The organism is Candidatus Pantoea multigeneris, from assembly GCF_011752615.1.
In the GTDB taxonomy this organism is placed as follows: Bacteria; Pseudomonadota; Gammaproteobacteria; order Enterobacterales; family Enterobacteriaceae; genus Pantoea; species Pantoea multigeneris.
Map to the genome: position 1 here is coordinate 363,039 of NZ_VWXF01000003.1, position 26,728 is coordinate 389,766.

Sequence of the window (26,728 nt, forward strand, 5' to 3'; positions counted from 1 at the left end):
ATGTCTGGCGGATTAGTGACTGCAGCATACATTGTTGCCGCAATTCTGTTTATTTTTAGCCTTGCGGGTCTCTCTAAGCATGAGACCTCCAAGCAGGGCAATATTTTTGGTGTCAGCGGAATGGCAATTGCGCTGCTGGCAACCATTTTTGGCCCGCACAGCAGTAACGTTGCCTGGATTCTGCTGGCGATGGTGATTGGTGGTGCGATTGGTGTCCGCCTGGCAAAGAAAGTCGAAATGACCGAAATGCCAGAGCTGGTGGCGATCCTGCACAGCTTTGTGGGTCTGGCGGCGGTACTGGTTGGCTTCAACAGCTACATTGACCACGCGCCGGGTCTTGCGCCGGTGATGGAAAACATCCATCTGACAGAAGTGTTCCTTGGCATCTTCATTGGTGCAGTGACCTTCAGTGGTTCACTGGTCGCTTACGGCAAACTGTGTGGCAAAATCTCTTCAAAAGCACTGATGCTGCCACATCGCCACAAGCTGAACCTGCTGGCGCTGGTTGTCTCTTTCCTGCTGTTGCTGTGGTTCGTGAACACGGCGAGCACCGGTGCGCAGGTCTTTGCACTGCTGTTGATGACGGTGATTGCGCTGGCATTTGGCTGGCATCTGGTGGCCTCTATCGGCGGTGCTGATATGCCGGTTGTGGTTTCCATGCTGAACTCCTACTCGGGTTGGGCAGCGGCGGCCGCAGGCTTTATGCTGAACAACGATCTGCTGATCGTAACCGGTGCATTAGTCGGTTCCAGCGGTGCGATCCTCTCTTACATCATGTGTAAAGCGATGAACCGCTCGTTCATCAGCGTTATTGCCGGTGGTTTTGGTACTGACGTGAGCGTGGGTGGTGAAGAAGAGACCGGTGAACACCGTGAGATCACCGCTGAAGAGACCGCAGAGATGCTGAAGAACTCCACGTCGGTCATCATCACCCCAGGCTACGGTATGGCGGTAGCGCAGGCGCAGTATCCGGTGGCCGAAATCACCGACAAACTGCGCGCACGTGGGATCAAAGTTCGCTTTGGTATCCACCCGGTGGCGGGTCGTTTACCGGGTCACATGAACGTCCTGCTGGCGGAAGCGAAAGTGCCTTATGACGTGGTGCTGGAGATGGATGAAATCAACGACGATTTCACCGATACCGACACCGTGCTGGTTATCGGCGCGAACGACACCGTGAACCCGGCAGCTCAGGAAGATCCTCGCAGCCCAATCGCCGGTATGCCGGTGCTGGAAGTGTGGAAAGCGCAGAACGTGATTGTCTTCAAACGTTCAATGAACACCGGCTACGCTGGGGTACAGAACCCGCTGTTCTTTAAAGAGAACACCCAGATGCTGTTTGGCGATGCCAAAGCCAGCGTTGAAGGGATTTTGAAAGCGCTGTAATCCTTCTGTGAATAAAAAACCCGAGCACATGACGTACTCGGGTTTTTTTTAACTTGCAGCCAGGCGTTACTCGTCCTGTGCCGGCAATGTCACCGGCGAAACAAAATCATCCGGTTTAATCGCCAGTAGGTCACAACGCAGGTGATCAATCACCTGTTCTGCGGTATTCCCCAGGAAAGCGGCAGAGAGGCCGGTTCTACCAATAGTACCCAGCACTACCACCCCGGCATCAAGGTGTGAGGCCAGATCGGGAATCACCTCTTCAGGTAACCCTTTTGCCACATGGGTAAACTCTTCCCCAATCCCGAACTTTTGTCGCAGGGCTTTCATCGCCACCAGATGCTGGCCGCGAATGGCATCGTTATACACCGAAGGATCAAAGTCGGGTAATTCAATGGCGATATTAATCGGGGTGATAGGATAAGCGCCGACCAGATGCACTTCAGTGTGATTAACCATCTCAGCGAGCACGCTGGTTTCCTGGATCAGTTTTTGATTCAACGCGTTATGGTGGGGCTCTTCACTGGCTAAGTTAACCGCCACCAGGGCTTTACCGCCCTGTGGCCAGGGCTGGTCTTTCACCATCCAGACCGGGCAGGGGCATTTACGCAGCAAATGCCAGTCAGTCGGGGTAAATATCACCGCTTCCAGCCGGTCGTGCTGGTGAGCCATCTTCAGGACTAAATCGTGATTGTTCTGGAGCACCTCATGAATAATCGCTTCATAGGGGCGATTGTGCCAGACCACTTTGATCTCAATTTCCACACCGGCTTCAATATAGGCGTGCGCCTGTTGGCGGATCCACTCGGTGCGTTGGCTAATGACACCCTGGCGCATTGAGGTGCGCTCATCAGGGGAAAGCAGGGTGGTCATTTCATAAGAGAAGTCATAGACCGGAAGATAGGCCTTAATCTTGCCGCCGATGCGCTGATTAAGATAAACCGCACGGCGCAAGGCCGGTTGATCATCCTGCTGGGCGTCAATGACGACCAGGATATTTTGGTAACGGGACATCTGAGACTCTCCTTAAACCAAAGCGGATTTGGTTTAAAGATAGCGCAGGAAATGCCACGGCAGAAGCAAAAAGATATTGCCGGATCAATAAAATATGGGTTTTTTGATCCGGATAAAGCTTACACAGCGCAGTGATGTTGACCAGCTAGCTCAGACAGGCCCGCCGGATCTTCCACGGTGATGTATTTGCCTTTTACCGCCAGCAACCCGCTCTTCTGGAAGCGGCCCAGCAGTCGGCTAATGGTTTCTACGGTCAAACCGAGATAGTTACCGATGTCACCACGGGTCATGGTCAGACGGAACTCACGCTGTGAGAAACCCCGTTGGCCATGGCGACGAGCAAGGTTCCAGATAAAGGCCGCAAGGCGCTCTTCCGCGTTTTTGCGCGAGAGCAGCAACATCATTTCCTGGTCGCTTTTAATTTCACCGCTCATCAAACGTAAAATTTGCTGACGCAGTGCAGGCATTTTACCGGCCAGTTCATCCAGCGTTTCAAACGGAATTTCGCACACCATGGCGGTTTCCAGCGCCTGGGCAAACCCTGGGTGGGTGCGATCGACAATGGCATCAAAGCCGACTAAATCGCCTGCGAGGTGGAAACCCGTAATCTGCTCATCACCTTGCTCAGTAATGGTATAACTTTTAATGGTACCGGCACGAATGGCAAACAGCGATTTCAGCTCATCACCGGCCTGAAATAAGGTATGGCCTTTCTGAATCGGTTTTTTACGCTCAATGATATTATCCAGCTGATCCAATTCGCTGTTATTAAGCGTGAAAGGAATACATAACTGGCTGATGCTGCAATCCTGACAGTGGATGGTGCAGCTACCGCCGGTAGAATTACGGTTAACGGAGGTTTTAAGGATCATAATTTAGGGGTCCAGTAGGCAAAACTGACTTAGAGAATTTTATCATTTTCGGGGGTGGGGAACAAACGACTATAGGTTAACATTGACACATTTAATCAATATCCAGTCATATATCCCATTAATTGGCTATAAAAGCGGGGAAAAGCATGAATGAGTTTGATGAAGACGCACTGTTTCGCGAGGCAATGAATGATGTTAGCCCGCTAAAAGATGCGACCACCACGTTGTGGCTCAAAGCTCCCTCGACCCGTCCGCCTAAACAGCAAGATGCTGATCAACCAGACGAAAATTTTCTTACGCGCGGATTTCTTGACGTCATTCCCTTGACGACAAAACTGGAATGGAAAGCAGAAGGTATTCAGCAGGGCGTGTTGGACAAGCTGCGCAAAGGGGAGTATCGCCTTGATGCCAGCCTGAATCTGTTACGTCAACCGGTAGAAACCTGTCGTCAGGCTTTATTCAGTTTTATCCGTGAATCTCAGCGACAAGGATTACGAAATTTACTGATTATTCATGGCAAAGGGCGTGAAAATGAGTCACATGCCAATATTGTGCGCAGTTATCTGGCGCGCTGGTTAGCGGAATTTAGCGAGGTGCAAACCTTTGCCACCGCACAGCGGCAGCATGGTGGCGAGGGCGCGTTGTATGTTGGATTGCGAAAAAGTGAAGCGGCACGGGTCGAAAACTGGGAACGCCATGCTCGCCGCCAGCAGCGTTAACTGCTGGATTTACGGATAGTGGAAATGAGCATCTCGGCGGTCAGGCTCAGGGTATTGCCATGACGGGTAATAATGCCGATGGGCTCACCGGGGCCTGGCGATGTGATCGGCAGGGCGCACAGCGCGTTGTGGTCAAGATCCTCTTTTATTGAGCCGGAAGGGACGAACCACACATAGTCATAGCGCAGTGCCAACTGGCGTGCGAGGGACGTGGACGACGTTTCCACACAGTTGCGTGGCAGCCGACACTCTTGCTCATCCAGCATTTGTTGGGCAATGCGACGTGGGGCAGTGCCCTCAGGGGAGATAACCACGGGCCATTGCATGGCGCGTGAAAGCGTGACGTTGTCACTGAGTAACGGGTGTTCAGGCCGCACCACCAGCTTAAGTGATTCCAGATAGAGCAATTCGTAGTTCAGGCCTGCCATCATTTCGCTGTCGGCCATGCGGCCAATACAGAGATCAAATTCCCCCGCCTTTAGCCCTGCCAGCAGGACGTTGTTGTGTAACGTGGCGACCTGAATGGTGGTGTTCGGTTGCTGTTCGTGAAAGCGATCAAGGATTTGCGGCAGCATCCCCATGGCGGCAGTAGTCAGCGCGCCAAGGCGGATGACCAATGGGCGATCGTTGACGGGCAGCGCAAGGCTTTGTCCGGCGTGGTTTAACGCATCCAGGACTTTTACCGCATGAATCAGAAACTGCTCACCCAGGGTGGTCAGTTGAGCACCTAACCGGCCACGTTCAAACAGGCGCGCACCGGCCAGATCTTCCAGCTCATTAAGGGTTTTAGACAGCGCCGGTTGGCTGAGATTCAGGGTCTCTGCCGCACGACCTAACGTACCTTGCTGCGCCACTGCAACGAAGGTATGAAGATGACGCAAGCGAATGCGCTGATTGAAAAGGATATTTTTATTCATAGTTCCAGGTTACGGCGAATCAGTCAGTGAGGCAAACAGATTTAAAGGATTGTGTTAACTTGATTGCAAAACCTCATTAACATAGTCATCCCGGTGCTAGTCTGGCAACTAACTTAATGAAAAAAAAGAAAATGGCCCAAAAAATGCAGTGTAGTCAGTGGATTATAACCTTATGTCCATTATGGACTTAGCGCGATGCTTACGCACTACAGGTAATATCCAGCAAAAAATCCCACCCATATTGTTAACGATCGGCTATCATAGCAGCCGTTTTTTTTACAAAAACTGATATCTCTGTAGAGCCAGTTTAAGGAGTTCCGTAGTGACCAGCGCCGAGGCGATAGATGTACGCCAGTTAATCAACCAGGGCTCGTTGAGCCTCTGGCAAAAAAGGCTCATCTTTCTGGGTTTTGTGGTGGTGGCGCTGGACGGTATGGATATTGCCCTGATGGGCTTTATTGCACCGACACTGCGTGCGACCTGGGGAGCAAGTACCCATCAACTCGGCATGATCATGAGTGCTGCATTGGTTGGACTGGCGCTGGGTGCGATGGTCGCAGGCCCGCTGGCAGACCGCTATGGTCGCCGCGTGATGATTCTCCTGAGTGTCCTGTTTTTCGGCTTCTGGACCCTGGTCACCTCAATGGCGCAAACGCCAGAACAGATGATGGTCCTGCGTTTCCTGACCGGACTAGGGCTAGGGGCGGCCATGCCAAATGTGGGGACGCTGGTGTCGGAATATGCGCCCGAACGGCGGCGTGCGTTTATCATTACCGTGGTATTCTGCGGCTTCACCTTTGGGGCGGCAACGGGGGGGCTGACCGCCTCCTGGCTGCTCTCAAAATACTCCTGGCACGCCGTGATGCTCATGGGCGGGGGCTTGTCCCTGAGTATGCTGCCGTTTCTCATTCTTGGATTGCCAGAGTCCGTACGTTTCCTGATTCATCGCCGTGCGCCCGCGCAGCGTATCCACGCTATTTTTGAACGTATGCAGCCCGGTGCCACACAACCCGACTCGGCCTTTCACCAGGACGATCCTGCGGTGCAGCCGCAAGGGGCGATAAGCACCGTACTCTCGCCGCGCTATCTGTTTGGCAGCCTGATGTTATGGGGCAGCTATTTCATGGCGCTGTTTTTAGTCTATCTGATTGGCAGTTGGTTGCCTTCACTGATGCATAACCTCGGTATGACGGTGGTAGAAGCGGCGATCATCACCGCCATGTATCAGGCGGGCGGCACTTTCGGCTCGTTGTTTGCGGGCTGGCTGATGGACCGTATCAATGAAAATCTGGCGCTGGCGATGATTTACCTCAGTGGTGCGGTGGGGATTATCATCCTGGGCTTTAGCCCGCCGGAGGTCATGACGATGAGTATTATCGCCTTCTGTTGCGGCTTCTGCTTTAACGGTGCCAATACCGGAATGAATGCACTCTCCGCCAGTTTCTACCCGACACACGCCAGGGCAACCGGTTCGAGTTGGATGCACGGTATCGGGCGCATTGGCGCCATTCTTAGTGCCCTGGTCGGCGCGGAGATGCTCTCTCTGGGCTGGTCGATCAGCACCATTTTCCTGCTGCTGTCGATCCCTGCCTTACTGACGAGCGCGATGTTGATGCTGAAAAGCCATTTTGGCGGGAAGCGCGAGACTCAGCCTTAAGCCCTGGGGCGGTAGTTAGGCATAAAAAAGCCGGTCTGATGACGCGCCACCTGAGCAGCGTTTCATCAAGACCGGCTTTGCATTTATTGCAGGCGCATATCGCGCACTAAAGTGTATTTTCCTGCTCCAAGCAGCAGGATGGTCAGCGCACCTAACAGGTAAAACGCTTCCGTTTCCAGCGCCCATGCTCCGACATCAGTGCGATCCCAGAAGGCGCCAGTTTTTACCAGCAACGTAGCCACGACCAGATTGATGGCGATAATCAGCGCCGCAGGGCGCGTCATCAATCCGACAATAACCATTACCGGCGCTACAACTTCCCCGATGTAAGCACCGTATGCGATGAAACCCGGTAACCCTCTAACCGCCAGTAAATGCGCTATCCAGCCAACACCATGAATGATTTTGGCCTCGCCATGGAACAGCAACAGTCCACCGACGGTCAACCTCAGCAGCAATTTGCCCAGGTCGGGGTGATCGCCGAGGCGAACAAAAAGCTGATTAATGCCGCTAAACATAACCACAGCTCCTCATACCGAGTTGGTAAGGTAAATTTAAGTAAAAATCACCCAAATGAATATTCAAAATATTTGATGTAATCGTTCAACCCTATTGCAGCAAATTTGATGGCCCTTTTTACCCTGTACAATAAATGGACATTCCGATTTTTCCGGGTGAATAATGCAGTGAGCATAAAGCAGGGAGCCTGCAATGAAAAATCAACAGCGTCTGAATATCACCACTGTCGAAGGTGAGTTGTCTGGAGTGATTGAAGGTGGCAGCTTTGTTTTTCGCGGCATTCCCTACGCCGCGCCTCCCGTTGGGCCATTGCGCTGGCGCGCACCGCAACGCCTTGCACCCTGGGCGGAACCCCGTGACGCCACGCGGTTCGCGCCGGGTGCTTTGCAAAGTCGTCAAATGTGTATTGATGCGGCTGGCGGCGATCCAGGCACGCTGAGCGAAGATTGTTTGTATCTCAACGTCTGGACGCCGGACCCTGAACCCATGCGGCCACTGCCGGTAATGGTGTGGTTACACGGCGGAGGTTTTCGCATTGGTGCCGGGCATCTCCCGCCTTATGACGGCCAGGCGCTGGCGCAACGGGGTGCGGTGGTGGTCACGCTTAATTATCGCCTTGGTCATCTGGGGTTTTTTGCTCACCCGGCACTGGATGCGGAACAGGGAGAGGTGCCCGTTACCAATTTTGCGCTGCTGGATCAGCTGGCAGCCTTGCAATGGGTACAGCGCAATATTCAGGCTTTCGGTGGCGATCGCGACAACGTGACGCTCTTTGGCGAGTCCGCCGGGGCGCAGAGTACGCTGGCCTTGTGCTGTTCACCGCTGGCGACAGGGCTGTTTCACAAAGCAATTGTGCAGAGCGCTTATGCGCTGCCTGAGGCCAGCGGTGACAAATTACGCAGCATCGGCCTGAAAGTGGCCCAGCACCTTGGCTTAAGTGCGGATGCCAGCATGGACCAGTTACGTGCAATCCCGGCGGAGGCTTTTTGGCCGCTGGACCGGCGCTATACGCACGGCCCGGTGCCGGTGTGGGGTGACAGCGTGCTGCCGCAGCCGATTCTGAAAACGTTTCTACGCGGTAAGCAGTTGCGCATTCCGTTAATGATTGGCAGCACCAGCGATGAAGCCAGCGTGCTGGACTTCTTTGGCACGTCACCCCATAAGATGCTGAGCAGCCTGATCCCCGAAAAGCACCTTGGCTGGCGCGTATTACGCTGGATGTACGATATCCATGACACGATACGCCTGTCCCGCGAAGCAACGCGCGATATCGCATTTACCCTGATGCCGTGGATGCTGGCCCACGCCCAGCACAGCATTGGTATGCCGTGCTGGCGCTACTGGTTTGATTATGTTTCGGAGAATACGCGGGATATCAGCCCGAATGGCACCTGGCACGGCAGTGATGTGCCTTACGTCTTTCACACGCTGGGGGTTTTGAGCTGGCTGGATGCCGCCCGCCCAGCCACGGCAGAAGACGCTGAATTTGCCGATCGGGTGTGTGACTACTGGTTTAACTTTGCCCGCTACACCAGCGAATATAGCCATGTCATTGAGGGAAGCTGCCCCTGGCCGCTGTGGCGTCCGGGGCAGGACATCACGCTGTCGTTAGGCTGCAAGGGGCAAGGGCAGATCCTGCTGAAGCACAATTTTATGCGTTCAAGGCTGCGGGTGTTTCGTCTGGTGGCTGCCCATCTCGCTCGCAAACCCCGGCGGCGGCGCTGACTGCGCCAGCCAGGCAACCACCTCTGCCAGTGCCGGATGCGCGCTGGCGTCTGCCCGTTGCAACAAGCTGTAGCTGGCACCGGTTTTCACCACCAACGGAAACGGTGCAACCAGGCGGCCACTGCGTAGCTCTGATGCCGCGAGCGTGGTATCGGCTACCGTGATGCCAAAGCCCTGCAACGCCGCGCCGATGGCTAAATCCATGGTGGCAAAGTGCTGGTTACGCGTCATGGTCAGTGAGAGATGCTGCTCAGCCAACCACAGTTGCCAGTCACGTTTGTCCTGGGTGGGATGCAAAAAAGTCATACGTCCTAACGCTTCTGGCTGCGTTGGGAGGGGCAAGTCAGGCGACATGACTGGGGTGATCTGCTCTTCGAACAGCACCGTTGCCTGCGACTGCGCTTTGCCATACACCATGGCGGCGTCAAAATTTTCCAGCTGAGAAACATGTTCCAGAGTGGTGGTGAGTTCAACGTGAATATCGGGCCGCTGCTGTTCTAATGCCACCAGGCAGGGTAGCAGCCAGCGCAGCGCGCAGGTGGGGGCCTTCAGGCGCACGGCGTCCTGACGGCGGCTGGCTTTTTGCGCCGCGCTGAGCAGTAAATCATAGCCCTGTTGCCATTCCGGGAGTAGTGCTTTGCCTTGTGGCGTCAGCCGCAGGCCGCGCGCGTGGCGTTCAAACAGCGCAAACCCCAGCCACGCTTCCAGCGCGGCAATTTTCCGGCTTACCGCCCCTTGAGTGATATGCAGCTCAAGGGCCGCGTGGGTCAGATTCAGATGACGGGCCGTCACAAGAAAAGCATGAATGCCATTGAGTGGCAGGGCGCTTCGGGACATCACAACCTCAAGCTATGCGTTTTAGTCATGGCTATTATGACAACAATTCGCTTGTGGACTCAAGGCTGGCTGCGTTGAATAGAAACCTGTTATCGCTGAGTTGTTATGCGCTTTTCTGGAGAACCTATGTCCCTGATTACCCCTGTACACGTTACCTCAAAGTTGCCGGATGTCGGCACCACGATTTTCAGTGTGATCGGACAGCTTTCGGCGCAGCACCGCGCGATTAACCTGTCACAAGGCGCGCCAAATTTCCCCTGCGATCCACAACTGGTCGCCAGCGTTGCCGAGGCGATGCAACAGGGGCATAACCAGTACGCACCGATGACCGGCCTTCCTGCACTCAAGCAGGCGCTGGCTGACAAAGTGCAGCAACTTTATGGCCGCCGCTATGATGTCGATAGCGAAGTGCTGATCTCCGGCAGTGCCAGCCAGGGTCTCTACATGGCGATTGCCGCACTGGTTCATCAGGGCGATGAGGTGATTTTCTTCGAACCCTCTTTTGACAGCTACGCACCGATAGTGCGACTGCACGGCGGTGTGCCGGTGGGTTTGAAGCTGGAACAGCCAGACTTTGCCATTAACTGGGATCAGGTGCAGGCAGCTATCACCCCACGTACGCGCATGATCATCATCAATACCCCACACAACCCCAGCGGGCAAATATTGAGCCAGGCAGATCTCGACCAGCTGGCGCGTCTGACGCGCAGCACCAACATTGTGGTGTTGTCAGATGAAGTTTATGAACACATTGTGTTTGATGGTCATACCCACTGTGGTATGGCGGGGCATGAGGAGCTGGCGCAGCGTAGCGTGATCGTCTCCTCATTCGGTAAAACCTTCCATGTCACGGGCTGGCGTGTCGGCTATTGCCTGGCACCGGCTGAACTGATGAGCGAGCTGGTCAAAGTTCACCAGTTTATGATGTTCTCCGCCGATACCCCGATGCAGGTGGGCTTTGCGCAGTATCTGCAAAATCCACAACACTATCTCGGCCTGTCGGCGTTTTATCAGCAAAAGCGCGATCGCCTGCGTGAAATGCTGCAAAATTCACCGTTTAAATTGCTGCCCAGCGCTGGTGCTTTCTTTCTGTTGGCCAGTTATGCACACTTCAGCGACGAGAGTGACAGTGACATGGTTAAACGCCTGATTGTTGATCACGGGGTTGCCACCATCCCACTCTCCGCTTTTTATACAGACGGTACTGACAATAAATTAATACGTCTCTCATTTGCTAAAGACGACGCCACTCTGCAAGCCGGTGCGGAAGCACTGTGTAAAGTGACAGGTTAAAACTCAGGGGTAAACGAATGAAAAAACTGAATGCTCTGCTGATCGGATTGGGTCTGTTAACGTCGGTTCAGGCGTTGGCAGAAGGCACGCTGCGTTATGGTCTGGAATCACAGTATGCGCCGTTTGAAAGCCGCAACGCCCATGGCGACCTCGAAGGATTTGATATCGATGTGGGTAACGCAATTTGTAAGGCTGCGCAGTTGCAGTGTAGCTGGGTTGAGAGCAGCTTTGATGCCCTGATCCCGGCGTTGCAGGCGAAAAAATTCGATGCGATTAACTCGGCGATGAACATCACCGAAGCGCGTGCGAAAAATATTCTGTTCACGAAGCCCATTTATGCCATCCCAACCATGTTAGTGGCGAAGCAGGGTGAAAACTTGCAGCCAACGGCCGCCGCGCTGAAAGGGAAAAACATCGGTGTCCTGCAAGGCTCGATCCAGGAAACCTATGCGAAAAAGCATTGGGAACCGCAGGGTGTGACCATCACCTCTTATCAGGATCAAAACCAGGTCTACAACGATCTCGTCGCGGGGCGTCTGGATGCCACGTTGGTGATGTCGGCTTCTGGACAGGAAGGTTTCCTGAATAAGCCACAGGGCAAAGGCTTTGCTTTCGCCGGTGGCCCGTTGAATGATGATCCTGAGGTACTGGGCGTGGGTATCGGTTTTGGTCTGCGTAAAGGCGATACCGAGCTGAAACAAAAGCTGGATACGGCCATTAACCAAATCCAGCAGGATGGCACAGTGACTAAACTGGCAGCGAAATACTTCCCTGGCATCAATGTCGGCGTGAAATAAGCCTTAGCTACGCCAGCCAGCGCTGGCGTAGTTCATTTTCGGTTGCGGATAAACGTTGCTGTAAAAAAGCCAGCAACAGCGTCAGCGCCGCACTCTGCTTCCTTCCTGATAGCGTCTGCAGTTGCAGCGTGCGATGACTCAGCTGTTCAATCCCCATTGGGCGCATAGTCAGCGCGTAATCGCGAGTCTCTTGCGCTACGGTGAACGCACTGCAAATCGTTACCGCTTCTGGTGTGTGCAACAGGAAATGGAACAGTGTAGAGAAGTTTTCGCAGGTAAACACCGGCTCCAGCGTACAGCCTCGCATTTGACAAGAGAGATCAAATAGCTGGCGCACAGTCGTAAACTGCTCGGGCAGCGCCAGGGGATAACGGCTGAGTGCTTCCAGTGAGAACTCGCCCTGGGCCAGGGGATGGTGCTGATGCATCAAGAGCAAGACGGGAGCCTGCCAGGCACCGGCCACTTCAACGCCCCGTTCGGGATTCAGGCTAAACTGTAACGCCAAATCACACTCACCGGTACGAATCCGCTCAGCCACGCCCTGTGGATTACTGACTTTGACGACAATCTGTACCGACGGGTTCTGCTGACGAAACTCGGCCAGCAGGGTAGGCAGCAGGCTAAACGCTAAGCCATCGGTGCAGGCGATGCGGATCACGCTACGCCGTACGGCGGTCAGGCCTTTAATCTCTGCCAGCGCATACTCCATATCCATCTGACTTTTCCGCACCTGATGCGCAAAAATCTCGCCGGCTTCATTCAGCACCATACCGCGCGCGTGACGATCAAACAGTGGCATCCCCACCTGGGCTTCCAGCCGCTGGATCTGGCGGCTAATGGCGGAAACGGCGACAAACAGCTGTTCACTGGCCGCGCTCAGCGAGCCCGCATTTGCCACGGCCAGAAAATAGCGGATTTCACTGCTTAACATCGGACTGCCTCATTTTAGTGCATGCCTCGTTTATGGGCAGCTTAGATTTGCTTTTAAAGCAAATGACCAGAGATAAATTGATAATTGTAGCAAAGCCATAATGCAGCAATAGTAGGGGGACAACAACACTAAATAAGATCCGCAAACATGACTGAACAACAAGCCGTAGCTCAGGCGATTGAGTACTTTGACAGTGGGGAATTTCAACAGCAGTTGGCGCGTCGCGTCGCCTGCGTCACTGAAAGCCAACGTCAGGATCGTGATGCTGAACTGCATCACTATCTGCAACAGGAGATCGCCCCACAGCTGGAGGCAATGGGTTTTAACCTGCATTACATCGAAAATACGGTTGCTGCCAATCGCCCATTCCTGGTCGCTACCCGTATCGAAGAAAGTCATTATCCCACCATGCTGTGCTACGGCCACGGCGATGTGGTCTTTGGTGATGATGAAAACTGGCGTGCAGACCTCAATCCGTGGCAGTTAAAGGAAGAGGGTGATCGCTGGTACGGCCGTGGTGCCGCCGATAACAAAGGCCAGCACTGCGTCAACCTTGCTGCGCTGGAACAGGTGTTTAAGGCTCGCGGCGGCAAGCTCGGTTTTAACTGCAAAATTCTGTTCGAGATGGGGGAAGAGATAAGCTCCCCGGGTCTGGCTGAAGTGTGCCAGCAGCAGCAGGAATTGCTGCGTGCGGATCTGTTTATCGCCTCCGATGGCCCGCGCCTGAACGCTGAACGTCCAACGCTGTTCCTGGGATCTCGCGGTGCAGCGAATTTCCGTCTGCGCATTCGTGCGCGTGACAATGCCTATCACTCAGGTAACTGGGGCGGGTTGCTGAGCAATCCGGGGACGCAGCTCGCCAATGCCATTGCCTGTCTGGTGAATCAGCACGGCGTGATGCAGGTTGAGGCCCTTAAGCCAACGTCATTGACGCCAGCGGTCCGCGAAATTCTTGGTGATGTGGAGCCAGGCGGAATGCCGGGCGATCCCACCATTGATTTTAACTGGGGTGAGCCAGGACTCACCATCGCTGAGCGCCTGTATGGCTGGAACACCATGGAAGTGCTGGCGTATGAAACCGGCAATCCACAGCGCCCAATGAATGCCATTCCGGCAGAGGCGATGGCGGTGTGCCAGCTGCGTTTTGTGGTTGGGACTGACTGGAAAAACCTGGCGACACACGTCGAGGCGCATCTGCGTGCGCATGGCTTTGATAACGTCGAGGTGGAGTTTATGCGTGGATCGCCCGCTACCCGCCTCGATCCTACCGATCCGCTGGTGCACTGGGTGTTAGGCACGCTGGCGGAAAGCAGCGGCAAGAAACCGGCGTTGTTACCGAACCTCGGGGGCTCGCTGCCTAATGAAGTGTTTTCCGATATTCTGGGGCTACCGACGCTGTGGGTGCCGCACTCCTATCCCGCCTGTGGTCAGCACGGCGTGAATGAGCATATGTTGAAGTCGATTGCGCGCGAAGGCTTACAAATCATGACGCGCCTGTTCTGGCAGTTGGGCGAGCAGGGTGAAGCGCTGATCGCTGCACACCGTGCACACAAGGAGGCGCGCTGATGAGCACGTTAACGCAACCTTTGGCACCGACGCGGCCCAGTTTATACAAAACGCTGTTTGCCACCTGCGTGGGTAACGCGCTGGAGTGGTTTGATATTGCGGTTTATGCCTTCTTTGCCAGCTATATTGCCCGCACGTTTTTCCCGACGACCGATCCTTCGGTTTCGCTGCTGCTGGCGTTTGGTAGCTTTGGGGTTTCATTCCTGATCCGCCCACTGGGCGCGATTGTTCTCGGGCATTACGCCGACAAACACGGGCGTAAAAAAGCCCTGCTGCTCTCCATCAACCTGATGATGCTGGGCGGCGCGATGATCACCCTGATGCCGGGCTACGCCACGCTTGGCCTGGCCGCGCCGCTGCTGATTCTGGTCGCACGTCTGATTCAGGGCTTTTCGGCCGGTGGTGAGTTTGGTAGCTCAACGGCATTCCTGGTCGAACACTTCCCGGAGCGTCGCGCCTTTATTGCCAGTTGGCAGTTCGCGACGCAGGGGGCCAGTACCTTAATGGCTTCCGCCTTTGGCTTTGGCTTATTGCAGGTGATGAGTGATGCGGATCTGCTGGCATGGGGCTGGCGCATTCCGTTTGCCTTTGGCCTGCTGATTGGCCCGCTGGGGCTCTATATTCGTCGCCATGTCCATGAGTCTGAGACTTATAAAAGTGAAGTGAAAGAGAGCGCACCGCTGAAGACGCTGTTTGGCCGACAGAAAGCGCTGGTGTTCATTGCCATCGGGCTGATGGTGATCTCGACAGCGGTGAACTACATGCTCAACTATGTTCCGACGTATGCCACCAAAAGCCTGCATTTATCAGGCTCCGTTGGGTTTGGTGCCACCCTGCTAGGGGGCGTCATTCTGACCGTGGTCACGCCGATCATGGGGCTGTGTGCGGAGCGCGTGGGCCGCCTGCCGCTGATGTGGGGCTCACTGCTGCTGTTGCTGGTCTCTATCTATCCGGCGTTTCACTGGGTGGTGAGTAACCCTTCAGCATTTTCTCTGATGGTACTGGTGGGGTGGCTAGCGTTGTTGAAGTCCATTTACTTCGCCACGGTGCCTTCGGTGATGGCGGATTTGTTCCCGGTCGAGACGCGCGCGAGTGGCATGGCCATCAGCTATAACGTTGCCGTGACGGTGTTTGGTGGCTTTGCGCCGCTGATCTGTACCTTGCTGATTCAGGCGACCGGCACCAGCCTGGCACCGGGTTACTACCTGATGGCAGTAGCGCTGTTGAGTGGGATCGCCCTGTTGCGCAGCCGTAAGTACCTGTAAATCAGTGGCTGCCGCCGAGCCAGGCGGCAGCACTGTGTTAACCGAATTGCAGATAGGCAACGTGGGTTTGCAGATACTCTTCCAGCCCATGACGGCCATCTGCGCCGCCAATCCCGGATTTACGCCAGCCTGCGTGGAAGCCCTGCATGGCTTCAAAGTTCTCACGGTTGACGTAAGTTTCGCCAAATTTGAGCTGACGTAGCGCAATCATCGCACTGTTGAGATTTTGCGTGTAAACAGAAGACGTCAGACCATATTCGCAGTCATTAGCCAGAGCAATCGCCTCCTCTAACGAATCCACCGCCATTACGGGCAGTACCGGGCCGAAGATCTCCTCCTGCATGATGTCCATCTCCTGACGCACATCGGTCAGCACTGTGGGTTCAAAGAAGAACCCCTGTGTGCCGACGCGTTTGCCGCCGAGAATCACCCTGGCACCTTGTGCCTGCGCCGCAGCGACTTTCTGTTCCACCCGTTGCAGCGCGGCCGCGCTGATCAGTGGCCCCATATCAATCTCACTCTCTTTGGCCGGGTTGCCAAAACGGACCTGCTGCATGGCCGCGGAAAGGGCGCTGATAAAGCGTGGGTAGATGCCGCGTTGGACATACACCCGTTCTGCACAGTTACACACCTGCCCGGTATTGATGACGCGCGAGCTGACTATGGCCTTTACCGCCAGGTCAAGATCGGCATCATCCAACACGATAGCGGGCGCTTTCCCCCCCAGTTCCAGCGAAACTTTGGTGACGTTTTGTGCCGCCGCGGCCATGGTGGCCTGACCGGCTCCGACGCTGCCGGTCAGGCTGACCATCCCCACTTTCGGGTTTGCGGCCAGCTCATGGCCCACTTCGGCACCATAGCCATAGACGAAGTTGATCACCCCGGCCGGTAAACCAATCTGTTGAATCACTTCAGCAAACAGCTGAGCGTTGTTTGGCGTCAGTTCGCTGGGTTTGATCACAATGGTATTGCCGGTCACCAGTGCCGGTGCAGCCTTACGGGCGATGAGAAAGAACGGGAAGTTCCAGGGCAAAATGCCGGTGGTGACGCCAATGGCTTTCTTAAACACAAAGATATTTTCATTCGGGCGGTCGCTGTTAATGATTTCGCCTTCATAGCGGCGTGCCCAACCCGCCATATAGTCGAGATAGTCGGCGGTAAACAGCACCTCGGTCTGGGCCAGCGCCTGCGTTTTTCCGCCTTCTGCAACGATAGTGGTGCTGATTTCGCTGGCACGCTGACGGATCCCCGCCGCAATTTTTTGCAGCCAGACGCCGCGTTGCTGGGCGGGCAAGGCTTCCCATGCAGGCTGCGCCTGTTCCGCCGCTGAGATCGCAACCTGGGCCTGATATGCGCTGCCCTGAGGGATACGCGAAATCAGCGCTTCCGTTGCGGGGTTGATGACTTCAATCCATTTGTCATTTTCGCCACTGACAAACTGGCCGTTAATGTAGTGCTGCAGGTGCTGGGTCATGGCAAATCTCCACGGTACTGGGTTTGTTAATCCGGTCTAGCGTGGCGCAGCGGGTGCTTTGCTGCCTTTGTCTGGATGCCAGTGCGCTGGGCAGTTTGGCAGCTATGCGTCATTTGACGTGATGGGCTTTGCATTCAGCAGGTTTTGTCGTGAATACCGCCATCGGCTTTGTGCGAGCGCACACAGTAGGCGTGATAAAAACATGAATAATAAGGCACTTATCTGCGCTAATGCCCCATGCGCCTGAGATAGTTGAATTTGTGATCGCGCAGCAGGCGAGTCACCTGATTTTGCCACAGCAACCGCGTTCCCGGCAGCCATTCAAAGGCTGAACGATTCCTGAGCAACGTAGACTGCCTGCGATATCGGGAGAGCTGCACTCTCCTGTGGGCCGCAATCAGACGAAGGAATAACAATGAACAGTGCCATTCTTGCAGGTATCTTCTGGCATTTGGTGGGGGCGGCCAGTGCCGCCTGTTTTTATGCCCCTTTTAAACAGGTCAAACGCTGGTCATGGGAAACCATGTGGTCGGTGGGCGGTGTTATGTCGTGGCTGATTTTACCCTGGGCGGTCAGTGCCACGCTGTTACCGGATTTTTGGGCCTACTACAGCAGCTTTAGTCTTTCGCAGCTGTTACCGGTGTTCCTGTTTGGCGCGATGTGGGGTGTCGGCAATATTAACTACGGTTTGACCATGCGCTACCTCGGCATGTCGATGGGGATTGGTATTGCTATCGGCGTGACGCTGGTGGTCGGGACGCTAATGACGCCGCTGTTACAGGGGCGTTTTGCCGAGCTGTTTGCTTCAACCGGCGGACGTTTAACCCTGTTGGGTGTACTGGTCGCACTGATTGGCGTCGGTATCGTGACCCGTGCCGGGCTGTTAAAAGAGCGCGCGCTGGGGATCAATGCGCAGGAGTTTAACCTGAAGAAGGGGCTGGTGCTGGCGGTGGTCTGCGGCATTTTCTCCGCCGGCATGTCATTTGCCATGGATGCGGCAAAGCCGATGCATGAGGCGGCTGCGCAATTAGGCATTAATCCGCTGTATGTGGCGCTGCCTAGTTATGTGGTGATTATGGGCGGCGGAGCCTTGGTGAATCTGGCGTACTGTTTCTTCCGCCTCGCCACCCGGCCTGAGCTTTCGGTACGTCAGGACTTCTCCGTTGCTCGTCCGCTGTTGCTGGCCAACATGGCGTTTGCCGTGCTGGGTGGCACCATGTGGTATCTGCAGTTCTTCTTCTATGCCTGGGGCCACGCCAAAATCCCGGCGCAGTACGATTTTGTCAGTTGGATGCTGCACATGAGCCTGTATGTGCTGTGCGGCGGCCTGGTCGGCTTAGTGATGAAAGAGTGGAAAGCGGTGGGACGCCGTCCCGTGGGCGTGCTGTCAATTGGCTGCGTGGTCATTATCATCGCGGCCAATATTGTGGGCCTGGGAATGGCGAACTGATCGACCTGACAACAGCGTGCCAGCCGCAGGGGCAGAATGCAGGGCTGGCCGATGTAAAGTAGGTTTCAGGTGAGACGGCAAGGCAACCCCGCAGGGCGAGCAGAAGCGATAAACTGCTGCCGCCAGGCGCTGGGTGACAGGCCGGTTTCGCGCACAAATACCGCAGAGAAGTAGTTGCTGTCATCAAAGCCGCAGCGGGCAGCGATTTCACTGATCAAACACTCTCGCGTCCGCAGCAGATACTTCGCCTGGCACAGTTGCAGTTGACGCAGATAATGGCTGGGTGTCATCCCGGTATGCTGGCGAAACAGCTGTTTCAGCGCACGCTCGCTGAGCTGGTTTTGTTGACAAAAACCCGCCAGATCGAAAGGGCGATCAATGGATCCCTGGAGTGCCGACATCAGCAAATCCAGCTGCTCGCCTTCGGGCAGTGCCCAGGGGCGGTCGGCGGCGTAGACGTGGCGGCGTAAAATCAGCGCCAACTGCAAAAACAGTGCCTCCGCGAGCTGAATGGAGAGAGGATCGTTCTTACGGCATTCCCGTTCTAACTGGGTGACAACACCACGCGCTAATGCCAGCCCGCGCGTGGTAAGACGCCAGCACACCGGGCTTTCCGCTGTGCGCGCCGGGATCAGTTGCGCCCAGTCAATGCCGAGGGAAAACCGATCACGGCAGTAGAGGATATTATCCAGTACCAGATCGTGTACGCTGTCGTAACTGTGGCAGTCATCATCCTGGATAAAAAACACATCCCCGCAGGTGACCAGCCATGGACGATCGTTATGCACATGTAAGCCGTTACCGCGCCAGACAATAACAATTTCGCTGAACGTGTGGCGATGTGCCGGAAAAGAGGGCTGAGGCAGGCGCTCAGCCACCGTAACCGGCAGCGTATCACCAGGAAAATAATCCTCACGCTGTAGGATCAGCGACATTCACAGGCTCCTTATGCCATTTGCTGACGCTCGGTGCGCGGTGCGCAACCAAATTCGCGGCGAAACAGGGTCGAAAAATGATTACTGTCGCCAAAACCGCAGTGAAAAGCGATATCCGTGATACGCATTTCACTGTGGCGCAGCAGATGACGCGCTTGTAACAGGCGTAAACGATTCAAATACCGTTGTGGGGTATGGCCGGTCTGCTGTTTCATCTGGCGGTGCAGCGTGCGCAGCGACAGAGAAAAACGGTCAGCCAGCGCCTCCCAACAGACCTCCTCACTGTAATGTTCTGCCAACCACTCCAGCAAGCGATGCAGACGCGCTTCCTGATCATCCCCGTGTAAATTGCGAGCTGCATCACGTAACAGCAGGAGCAACTGCAAAAAAAGCTGTTCCTGCTGCGCCTGGCGCTCAAGTGACCAGCAGCCTTCAGGTTTCATCGCCGACACCAGCGCCAGTCCTTGCTGCATCACTCGTTGATTGACACGCCACTGTGCGCTGGCATCGCTGTCAGGCAGCAGATCCTGTAGGCCGGAGAGAAAGCGGAAAGCATTTGCCCCGCGATACAACACATTGGTCAGACAGAGGTTGCTGGTTTGCTCATATAAGTGCCGGTCGTGGTCACGAATAAAGCAGACCGATCCTGCGCTCAACGTCTGCGGCTGACCGTTGAAAACGTGGATGCCGGAACCCTGTTCGACCAGCACAATCTCGCAGAAATCATGGTGATGCTCAGGAAAAGCCTGCTGGGGGACGCGGGGTTCAACCGCAATAGAAAAATTACCCGCCGGAAAAAAATCAGCGCTATGTAACACGGTCATTATCGCCTCCATGGTGATTAACACCTGTGTAACCGAGTCTAAACAACGGCCTGTGGGCTGACCTTGAAAATTTCACCGTAAAACGCAGGAAAACTGCGCGTAATTCAAGAATCTCGCGTTGGCTGTTAAAACTGCGGTGGCAGTCACATCATCGCCTTTCCTCAGTTTGTGATCTGTTTCACGAACACCTTTGTGCATCTGCCACCTTTAAAGGGCGTCTGGCAGATGGCGGAAGGTGGCTGGAGGCCGCGCTCCGTAGGCTAACCCCATGACTACAGAGGGTGAAGCCGTTATGAGTACGCGCAATATCGTGGCGATTGATTTAGGTGCTTCCAGCGGGCGAGTGATGCTGGCGCAATGGCAGCCGACGGAGCAGTGCATGGTGCTGCGTGAAGTTCGACGTTTTGTGAATCAGCGACGCTATCAGGCCGGTTATGACTGCTGGGATCTGGACAGCCTGGAAGATGAAATCCGGGCAGGGTTGGCGCAGTTGGAAACCGAAGGCGTGGCCATCGACAGCATCGGTATTGACACCTGGGGCGTGGACCTGGTGCTGCTGGATGCGCAAGGTGAACGCGTGGGTGCCGCCGTGAGCTATCGCGATCCGCGCACACAGGGTTTGATGCAACAGGCGATAGAGCAATGGGGAGCCGCGGCCCTGTATCGTAAAACCGGCATTCAGTTTCTACCGTTCAACACGTTATATCAGCTGCGCGCACTGCATCAGCAGCAACCAGACTGGGTAGCGCAGGTGAAACATGCGCTGCTGATACCCGACTATTTCCACTACCGTCTGACCGGCAACCTTCACTGGGAATACACCAACGCCACCACCACCCAACTGCTCAACCTCGACAGTGGCGAGTGGGACAGAGAGCTACTGGCGTGGGCGGGCGTTAACGCCAGTTGGTTTGGCAACATTCAGCCACCGGGTCAGGCAGTTGGCCACTGGCGTAGTCCGCTGGGACGTGACGTGCCGGTGATTGCCGTCGCCACGCACGATACCGCCAGCGCGGTTCTGGCAACGCCCCTTGAGCATGACCACGCGGCGTATCTCTGCTCAGGAACCTGGTCACTGATGGGCTTTGAAAGTCTCCAGCCTTACACCGATGCCACCGCACTGCGCGCCAACGTAACCAACGAGGGCGGGGCGGAGGGGTATCGTGTACTGAAAAACATCATGGGGCTGTGGCTGTTACAGCGGGTGTGCGCGGAACTGGCGATTGATGATCTGCCCACGCTGGTGGCTGAGGCGCAGCAACAGCCCGCCTGCCGTTGGCTGATCAATCCCAACGCGAGCCGTTTTATCAACCCCGACAACATGGTCGCTGAAATTCAGAATGCCTGTGCCGAACAGGGGATGCCGGTGCCACAGTCAGCGGCCATGCTGGCACGCTGTATCTTTGACAGCCTGGCGCTGCTCTACCGTCACACCTTACAGGAACTGGGCCAGCTACGCGGCTCGGCCTTCAGCCAACTGCATGTGGTGGGAGGAGGGTGTCAGAACCGCTTTCTCAATCAACTGACCGCCGATGCCTGTGGCGTGCCGGTGCTGGCCGGTCCCGTTGAGGCCTCCACGCTGGGCAATGTCGGCTGCCAACTGATGGCCACCGCCGCCCTGGCCGATGTGCCAGCGTTACGCCGGGCAATTCGGCAAAACTTTCCGTTAGAAACCTTTACCCCGCAATCGGGCAGCACCTTTGATGCCTGCCAGGTGCGCTTTGCCGCACTGTGCCAACCCATGAAGGAACTCGCTTATGACAAAGCTGATTGAACAGGCTTATGAACTGGCGCGCGAGCGCTTTGCCGCCGTTGGCGTTGATACCGAACAGGCGCTGGCGCGTCTGGATACCCTTCCCGTCTCGATGCACTGCTGGCAGGGTGATGATGTGCGTGGTTTTGAAAACCCGCAGGGAGCTTTAACCGGCGGGATTCAGGCGACCGGCAACTACCCAGGCAGAGCGCGTAACGCAACCGAACTGCGTGCCGATCTGGATAAAGCCATGTCACTGATCCCCGGCCCTAAGCGCCTTAACTTGCATGCTATCTATCTGGAAAGCGATCGCCCGGTGGCGCGGGATGCCATCGAACCCCAGCATTTTGCTCACTGGGTCGAGTGGGCAAAGCAGCATCAGCTGGGGCTGGATTTCAATCCCACCTGTTTCTCTCATCCCCTAAGTGAAGACGGGTTTACCCTGGCACACCGTGATAAGGCCATTCGCCAGTTCTGGATCGACCACTGCAAGGCCAGTCGTCATATCTCTGCCTCTTTTGGCAAGCAGTTGGGCTCGCCCTCCGTCATGAATGTCTGGGTGCCTGATGGTATGAAAGATCTGACTGTTGATCGCTTTGCACCACGTCAGCGATTAATGGCGGCGCTGGATGACATCTTCAGCGAAAAACTGGATCCGCAGCATCATCTGGATGCGGTAGAGAGCAAGCTGTTTGGTATTGGAGCAGAGAGTTACACCGTGGGATCCGGCGAGTTTTGTCTGGGCTATGCCACCAGCCGCCAGGTGGGGCTGACGCTGGATGCAGGACATTTCCATCCCACTGAAGTGATCTCCGACAAAATCTCGGCTGCCGCGTTGTATGTACCGCGTTTGCTGCTGCACATTAGCCGTCCGGTACGTTGGGATAGCGACCATGTGGTGCTGCTGGACGATGAAACCCAGGCGATTGCCCATGAAATCGTGCGTCAGCAGCTGTTCGACAAAGTGCACATCGGTCTCGACTTCTTCGATGCTTCGATCAATCGCATTGCAGCCTGGGTTATTGGCACGCGCAACGCGAAAAAAGCGCTGCTGCGCGCCCTGTTGGAGCCGACGGATCAGCTGCGCCAACTGGAAAATCAGTCTGATTACACCTCGCGGCTGGCCCTGCTGGAAGAGCAAAAATCGTTGCCGTGGCAGGCGGTGTGGGAATCCTGGTGCTTGCGTAATGATGTCCCGGCGGACGCCCGCTGGCTGAACGAAGTACAGCACTATCAACAACATATTCTGAGCCAACGTTAAGGACATATTATGCACGCAATTCTTTCTTCCTGGTTTGTGCAGGGAATGGTCAAAGCCACCAGCGATATGTGGCTGAAAGGCTGGGATGAGCGCAACGGGGGTAACATCAGTCTGCGCCTGCTGGACGAAGAGGTTCAGCCGTTCTCGGCGGATTTCTACGACGAACCGCGCTGCGTTGAACTGTCTCAACCGGCCCCCGCCCTGGCCAACTGCTGGTTTCTGGTGACCGGGTCGGGCAAATTCTTCCGTAATGTGCAGTGCGATCCGGCGGATAGCCTGGTGCTGTTACAGGTGGACGATCGTGGGCTGTCTTATAAAATCCACTGGGGATTAAGCAACGGCGGCCTGCCGACCTCAGAGCTGGCTTCACACTTCCAGTCGCACAGCGTGCGTAAAGTGAACTCACAGGGGCAGGATCGGGTGATCATGCACTGTCATGCGACCCACTTTATGGCCCTGAGTTATGTGGTGGAGCTGGACTCCGCACGCTTTACGCGTTTGCTGTGGGAGGGCAGTACCGAATGTCTGGTGGTGTTCCCGGATGGCGTCGGCATTCTGCCGTGGATGGTACCGGGCACCGATGAAATTGGTCGCGCTACGGCAGAAAAAATGGCGCAGCACAGCCTGGTCATGTGGCCTTTCCACGGCATTTTTGCCGCAGGACCGACGCTGGATGAAACCTTTGGCCTGATTGATACGGCGGAGAAATCCTCGCAGGTGATAGCCAATGTTCTGGCGATGGGGGGAATACGTCAGAGCATTACCACCGAACAGTTGATTGCACTCGGCAAACGTTTTGGCGTACAGCCGTGGCAGGCAGCGATTGAGGTCGGGCCAGCCCGTGTTGCGTAAGGCGTTTGTGATGCAGGTCAACCCGGACTGCCATGATGAGTACGCGCGTCGGCATAACCCCATCTGGCCGGAGCTGGCGCAGACGTTGAAAAGCCACGGGGCGCACCACTATGCAATTTGGCTGGATGCACAGCGTAACCTGCTGTTTGCCACGGTGGAGATTGAGTCGGAAGCGCGCTGGCAGGCGATTGCGGCAACGGAGGTGTGCCAGCGATGGTGGGCTTCGATGGCCGCATTAATGCCCTCGAATGCGGATAACAGCCCGCAAAGCAGTGAGTTAACGCAGGTGTTTTGGCTGGAATAGCCGCAGGGCACCCATAAAAAAAGCACCCCGGTGGGTGCTTTTTTTTGCGCGGGTCAAAGGCTTAACCGTTGGTACGCAGCTGCGGGTAGCGGCGGAAACTCCATACACACCAGAGCAGTGCCACCAGCGCAATCGCTGATCCGACATAACCCACTTCAGTCATGTCCAGATGCTCGCTCACCTGGTTACCCAACAGTGCGCCCGCGCCGATGCCGATATTGTAAATCCCGGACATCAGTGACATCGCGACGTCCGTGGCATCGGGAGCCAGTGACAGCACGCGGACCTGCATGGCAAGGTTGATCATCATCATCGCCATACCCCAGAAAATGCACAGCGCAATAATCGCCACCGGGTGCACGGCGGCAAACAACAACAGCCCCATACTCAGCATGACAATGGTCAGGGTACCGATCAGCAACAGGGTCGGGAATTTATTGCCTAACGAGCTGAACAGTACGCTACCGATGATCCCCGCCGAGCCAAACAGCAGCAACAGCAGGGTGGTAAAGTTCTCACCGCTGTTCGCCACCATCTGCATAAACGGCTCAATGTAGCTGTAGGCAGTGTAGTGGCCGGTCACGATCAGCGTGACGAGCAGATACATGCTCACCAGCGCCGGGCGACGGAACAGCAGCGGCACACTGCTCAACGAACCCGTATGCTCACTCGGTAAGCGTGGCAGGATTTTGATCGCCATCACCAGCAGCACCAGCGCGGAGACGCCAATCATGCCAAAGGTGGTACGCCAGCCGAGATACTGTCCAACCAGGCGGCCAATGGGCACACCCAATACCATTGCCAGTGCGGTGCCGGTTGCCAGCATACTCAAGGCCTGGGTCTTTTTCCCGGCCGGGGCAACGCGAATCGCTAATGAGGCGGTAATTGACCAGAACACCGCATGGGAGAGCGCAATACCAATACGTGACAGCACCAGCGAAGAGAAGCTCCACGCCACACTGGACAGCACATGGCTGGCAATAAACACCAGGAACAGAATGCTCAGCAGCAAACGACGTTCCACGTTGCGCGTCAGCAGCATCATGGGCAGGGAGAGCAGTGCCACCACCCACGCATAGATGGTCAGCATAATGCCGACGTCTGCCGTCTTCATCGAAAAGCTGCTGGCGATATCAGACAACAGGCCAACAGGGACAAATTCAGTGGTATTAAATACAAAAGCGGCTACAGCCAGCAGTAAAACTCGTAGCCATGCCGTCTTACGGGATACAGTAGTTGGTTGCATGAAGTTCAGGTTCGCCAGGAAGAAATTCGATGCCGAAGCACAGTGTTAGAGTGACAAGGATCACAAAACGCGCTTATTGTGGACGATATTTCCGGGTATGCAAACCCTAAAACCGCAATTTATACCTGAATATTTTTTATCGCCCCAGGACGAGGCGATAGCTGGAGGTTATTACCCTTTACGTTTTGATGGCATCATTCGTAACAACACATTATCTTTCATAACATAGTGATGGAATAACGCGGCAGCGGCATGTAAACCAATCAACCAGTATCCGGCCGTGGCGAGGGTTTCATGCCAACTTACCAGGCTATCGACTAATTCAAAATTCGGTTCACTGGCGACCGGCATTTGAATGCCGAACAGCCACCAATCGCGTCCGCGTAAATAGCGTGAAGACAGCCCCAGCACCGGCAGGATAATAAACAGCAGGTAAATGGCTAGATGGGTCAGGTGTGCCATGCCGGTTTGCCAGGCGGGTGGCTTAGGCTCGATGGCTGGCGTGCGGTGGCGCAGGCGTTGCACCAGACGCAGCAACATCAACACCAGCACCGTGGTACCTGCGCTGAAATGGGTAATAATCAACGTAAAGCCGAGTGTTGAACCGCGTTGGGCAAAACCACGAAACTCCATGGTGTAATACGCCACAACAACCAGTAGAAATGTCAACCAATGTAAAGTTATCTGTGAGCTGGCATATTTATTCGTGCGCATGGTGATAATTTCCAGAGTATTGTTTGCGCCTAAGATAGCGCATCGCAAAATGCAAACTTAACAAACTGATGCAGAATGACTGAGTCTATTTAAAATGAATGCGAAAAAAGATAAATCTTAATAAAACCTTAATTTTCTACAACATGACGTCGCATTGGGAGTGGGCAACAGGTCGCGCAACCCACGGCGTTGGGGAAATATTTTTGTGCCTGATGGATGGCATCATTAGGCGCGTAAAAGGTACCTAAAAATTGCCGGTCATTACTGTCAGGTAAAAATCGACAGTCAGCCGCATGAACCACATGATGGTCTGCATAATCAGCCTGTTTAGAGACGTAATAAAAAGCCGCCATAGCGCATCCTTATTGCCTGGGAACGATTAATTTGGATGAGTATAACGAGGAACCAGGGAATATG

25 protein-coding genes are annotated in these 26,728 nt (G+C 55.2%); 13 read left to right on the forward strand and 12 right to left on the reverse strand.

Annotation, left to right across the window (positions count from 1 at the left end; genetic code table 11):
- Positions 1-1,386 (forward strand): Re/Si-specific NAD(P)(+) transhydrogenase subunit beta, encoded by a 1,386-nt coding sequence (gene pntB, locus F3J40_RS10495; RefSeq protein ID WP_017349449.1) that lies wholly within the window; start codon positions 1-3, stop codon positions 1,384-1,386.
- A gap of 66 nt (positions 1,387-1,452) precedes the next feature.
- Here the strand turns inward: pntB and uspE are convergent, their stop codons facing one another.
- Entirely contained in the window at positions 1,453-2,400 is a 948-nt protein-coding gene (uspE, locus tag F3J40_RS10500) for a universal stress protein UspE (RefSeq protein ID WP_167014347.1), read from the reverse strand.
- A 119-nt stretch (positions 2,401-2,519) separates the two neighbouring features.
- A complete protein-coding gene (gene fnr, locus F3J40_RS10505) occupies positions 2,520-3,272 on the reverse strand; it encodes a fumarate/nitrate reduction transcriptional regulator Fnr (RefSeq protein WP_167014349.1) in 753 nt (250 codons plus the stop codon).
- Positions 3,273-3,418: 146 nt separating this feature from the next.
- Here fnr and smrA point away from each other — a divergent pair, with 146 nt between their 5' ends.
- The gene (gene smrA / locus F3J40_RS10510; protein WP_017349452.1) at positions 3,419-3,991 is read left to right on the forward strand and encodes a DNA endonuclease SmrA; all 573 of its coding nucleotides are present in this window, start codon (positions 3,419-3,421) and stop codon (positions 3,989-3,991) included.
- On the opposite strand, the gene F3J40_RS10515 is transcribed toward smrA, so the two are convergent.
- Positions 3,988-4,908, reverse strand: a complete 921-nt coding sequence (locus tag F3J40_RS10515; RefSeq protein WP_017349453.1) for a LysR substrate-binding domain-containing protein — start codon at positions 4,906-4,908, stop codon at positions 3,988-3,990. The genes smrA and F3J40_RS10515 overlap by 4 nt on opposite strands.
- Before the next feature lie 322 nt (positions 4,909-5,230).
- Between F3J40_RS10515 and F3J40_RS10520 the strand changes: the two genes are divergently transcribed.
- Positions 5,231-6,565, forward strand: a complete 1,335-nt coding sequence (locus F3J40_RS10520) for an MFS transporter (protein ID WP_167014351.1) — start codon at positions 5,231-5,233, stop codon at positions 6,563-6,565.
- A gap of 83 nt (positions 6,566-6,648) precedes the next feature.
- On the opposite strand, the gene F3J40_RS10525 is transcribed toward F3J40_RS10520, so the two are convergent.
- Entirely contained in the window at positions 6,649-7,083 is a 435-nt protein-coding gene (locus F3J40_RS10525) for a DoxX family protein (protein ID WP_167014353.1), read from the reverse strand.
- Positions 7,084-7,276: 193 nt separating this feature from the next.
- Here F3J40_RS10525 and F3J40_RS10530 point away from each other — a divergent pair, with 193 nt between their 5' ends.
- Complete coding sequence (locus tag F3J40_RS10530; protein WP_167014355.1) at positions 7,277-8,809, forward strand: carboxylesterase/lipase family protein; 1,533 nt, start codon at positions 7,277-7,279, stop codon at positions 8,807-8,809.
- Here the strand turns inward: F3J40_RS10530 and F3J40_RS10535 are convergent.
- Positions 8,744-9,646: a LysR substrate-binding domain-containing protein gene (locus F3J40_RS10535; protein ID WP_167014357.1), complete on the reverse strand. Its 903-nt coding sequence runs from the start codon at positions 9,644-9,646 to the stop codon at positions 8,744-8,746. The two genes, F3J40_RS10530 and F3J40_RS10535, sit on opposite strands and share 66 nt — an antisense overlap.
- Positions 9,647-9,772: 126 nt before the next feature.
- On the opposite strand from F3J40_RS10535, the gene F3J40_RS10540 reads away from it, so the two are divergent.
- Positions 9,773-10,939 (forward strand): methionine aminotransferase, encoded by a 1,167-nt coding sequence (locus F3J40_RS10540; RefSeq protein ID WP_167014359.1) that lies wholly within the window; start codon positions 9,773-9,775, stop codon positions 10,937-10,939.
- A gap of 17 nt (positions 10,940-10,956) precedes the next feature.
- Positions 10,957-11,736, forward strand: coding sequence for a transporter substrate-binding domain-containing protein (locus F3J40_RS10545; protein ID WP_167014360.1), 780 nt, complete (start codon positions 10,957-10,959; stop codon positions 11,734-11,736).
- A 7-nt stretch (positions 11,737-11,743) separates the two neighbouring features.
- Here the strand turns inward: F3J40_RS10545 and F3J40_RS10550 are convergent, their stop codons facing one another.
- Entirely contained in the window at positions 11,744-12,667 is a 924-nt protein-coding gene (locus F3J40_RS10550) for a LysR family transcriptional regulator (protein ID WP_167014362.1), read from the reverse strand.
- 147 nt (positions 12,668-12,814) lie between these two features.
- Between F3J40_RS10550 and F3J40_RS10555 the strand changes: the two genes are divergently transcribed.
- Together F3J40_RS10555 and F3J40_RS10560 are read left to right on the forward strand one after the other, a co-directional pair.
- Complete coding sequence (locus tag F3J40_RS10555) at positions 12,815-14,233, forward strand: M20 family metallopeptidase (protein WP_167014364.1); 1,419 nt, start codon at positions 12,815-12,817, stop codon at positions 14,231-14,233.
- The gene (locus F3J40_RS10560) at positions 14,233-15,498 is read left to right on the forward strand and encodes an MFS transporter (RefSeq protein ID WP_167014366.1); all 1,266 of its coding nucleotides are present in this window, start codon (positions 14,233-14,235) and stop codon (positions 15,496-15,498) included. Before F3J40_RS10555 ends, F3J40_RS10560 begins: the two co-directional genes overlap by 1 nt.
- Before the next feature lie 37 nt (positions 15,499-15,535).
- On the opposite strand, the gene aldA is transcribed toward F3J40_RS10560, so the two are convergent.
- Positions 15,536-16,972 (reverse strand): aldehyde dehydrogenase, encoded by a 1,437-nt coding sequence (gene aldA / locus F3J40_RS10565; RefSeq protein WP_167014368.1) that lies wholly within the window; start codon positions 16,970-16,972, stop codon positions 15,536-15,538.
- Between the two features lie 415 nt (positions 16,973-17,387).
- On the opposite strand from aldA, the gene rhaT reads away from it, so the two are divergent.
- Positions 17,388-18,422, forward strand: a complete 1,035-nt coding sequence (rhaT, locus tag F3J40_RS10570; RefSeq protein ID WP_167014370.1) for an L-rhamnose/proton symporter RhaT — start codon at positions 17,388-17,390, stop codon at positions 18,420-18,422.
- A 65-nt stretch (positions 18,423-18,487) separates the two neighbouring features.
- On the opposite strand, the gene rhaR is transcribed toward rhaT, so the two are convergent.
- The gene (gene rhaR, locus F3J40_RS10575) at positions 18,488-19,357 is read right to left on the reverse strand and encodes an HTH-type transcriptional activator RhaR (protein WP_167014371.1); all 870 of its coding nucleotides are present in this window, start codon (positions 19,355-19,357) and stop codon (positions 18,488-18,490) included.
- A gap of 11 nt (positions 19,358-19,368) precedes the next feature.
- Entirely contained in the window at positions 19,369-20,181 is an 813-nt protein-coding gene (gene rhaS, locus F3J40_RS10580; RefSeq protein ID WP_167014373.1) for an HTH-type transcriptional activator RhaS, read from the reverse strand.
- A gap of 292 nt (positions 20,182-20,473) precedes the next feature.
- On the opposite strand from rhaS, the gene rhaB reads away from it, so the two are divergent.
- From rhaB to rhaM, 4 genes are read left to right on the forward strand one after another with little or no spacing between them, the layout of a single operon-like run.
- Positions 20,474-21,955 carry a rhamnulokinase gene (rhaB, locus tag F3J40_RS10585; RefSeq protein WP_167014375.1) on the forward strand — a complete coding sequence of 494 codons (1,482 nt, stop codon included), beginning with the start codon at positions 20,474-20,476 and terminating at the stop codon, positions 21,953-21,955.
- Positions 21,939-23,195, forward strand: a complete 1,257-nt coding sequence (locus F3J40_RS10590) for an L-rhamnose isomerase (RefSeq protein WP_167014377.1) — start codon at positions 21,939-21,941, stop codon at positions 23,193-23,195. Before rhaB ends, F3J40_RS10590 begins: the two co-directional genes overlap by 17 nt.
- A 9-nt stretch (positions 23,196-23,204) precedes the next feature.
- Positions 23,205-24,047: a rhamnulose-1-phosphate aldolase gene (gene rhaD, locus F3J40_RS10595; RefSeq protein ID WP_167014379.1), complete on the forward strand. Its 843-nt coding sequence runs from the start codon at positions 23,205-23,207 to the stop codon at positions 24,045-24,047.
- Complete coding sequence (gene rhaM, locus F3J40_RS10600) at positions 24,037-24,351, forward strand: L-rhamnose mutarotase (protein ID WP_167014381.1); 315 nt, start codon at positions 24,037-24,039, stop codon at positions 24,349-24,351. The genes rhaD and rhaM overlap by 11 nt, the downstream gene beginning before the upstream one ends.
- Before the next feature lie 61 nt (positions 24,352-24,412).
- Here rhaM and F3J40_RS10605 read toward each other — a convergent pair whose 3' ends face one another.
- The 3 genes from F3J40_RS10605 to F3J40_RS10615 all read right to left on the reverse strand — a co-directional run bounded on the left by F3J40_RS10605 (position 24,413) and on the right by F3J40_RS10615 (position 26,664).
- A complete protein-coding gene (locus tag F3J40_RS10605) occupies positions 24,413-25,597 on the reverse strand; it encodes a sugar transporter (RefSeq protein WP_167014383.1) in 1,185 nt (394 codons plus the stop codon).
- 171 nt (positions 25,598-25,768) lie between these two features.
- Positions 25,769-26,311: a cytochrome b561 gene (gene cybB / locus F3J40_RS10610; protein WP_167014385.1), complete on the reverse strand. Its 543-nt coding sequence runs from the start codon at positions 26,309-26,311 to the stop codon at positions 25,769-25,771.
- 128 nt (positions 26,312-26,439) lie between these two features.
- Complete coding sequence (locus F3J40_RS10615) at positions 26,440-26,664, reverse strand: hypothetical protein (protein ID WP_167014387.1); 225 nt, start codon at positions 26,662-26,664, stop codon at positions 26,440-26,442.
- Between the last annotated feature and the right edge of the window lie 64 nt (positions 26,665-26,728).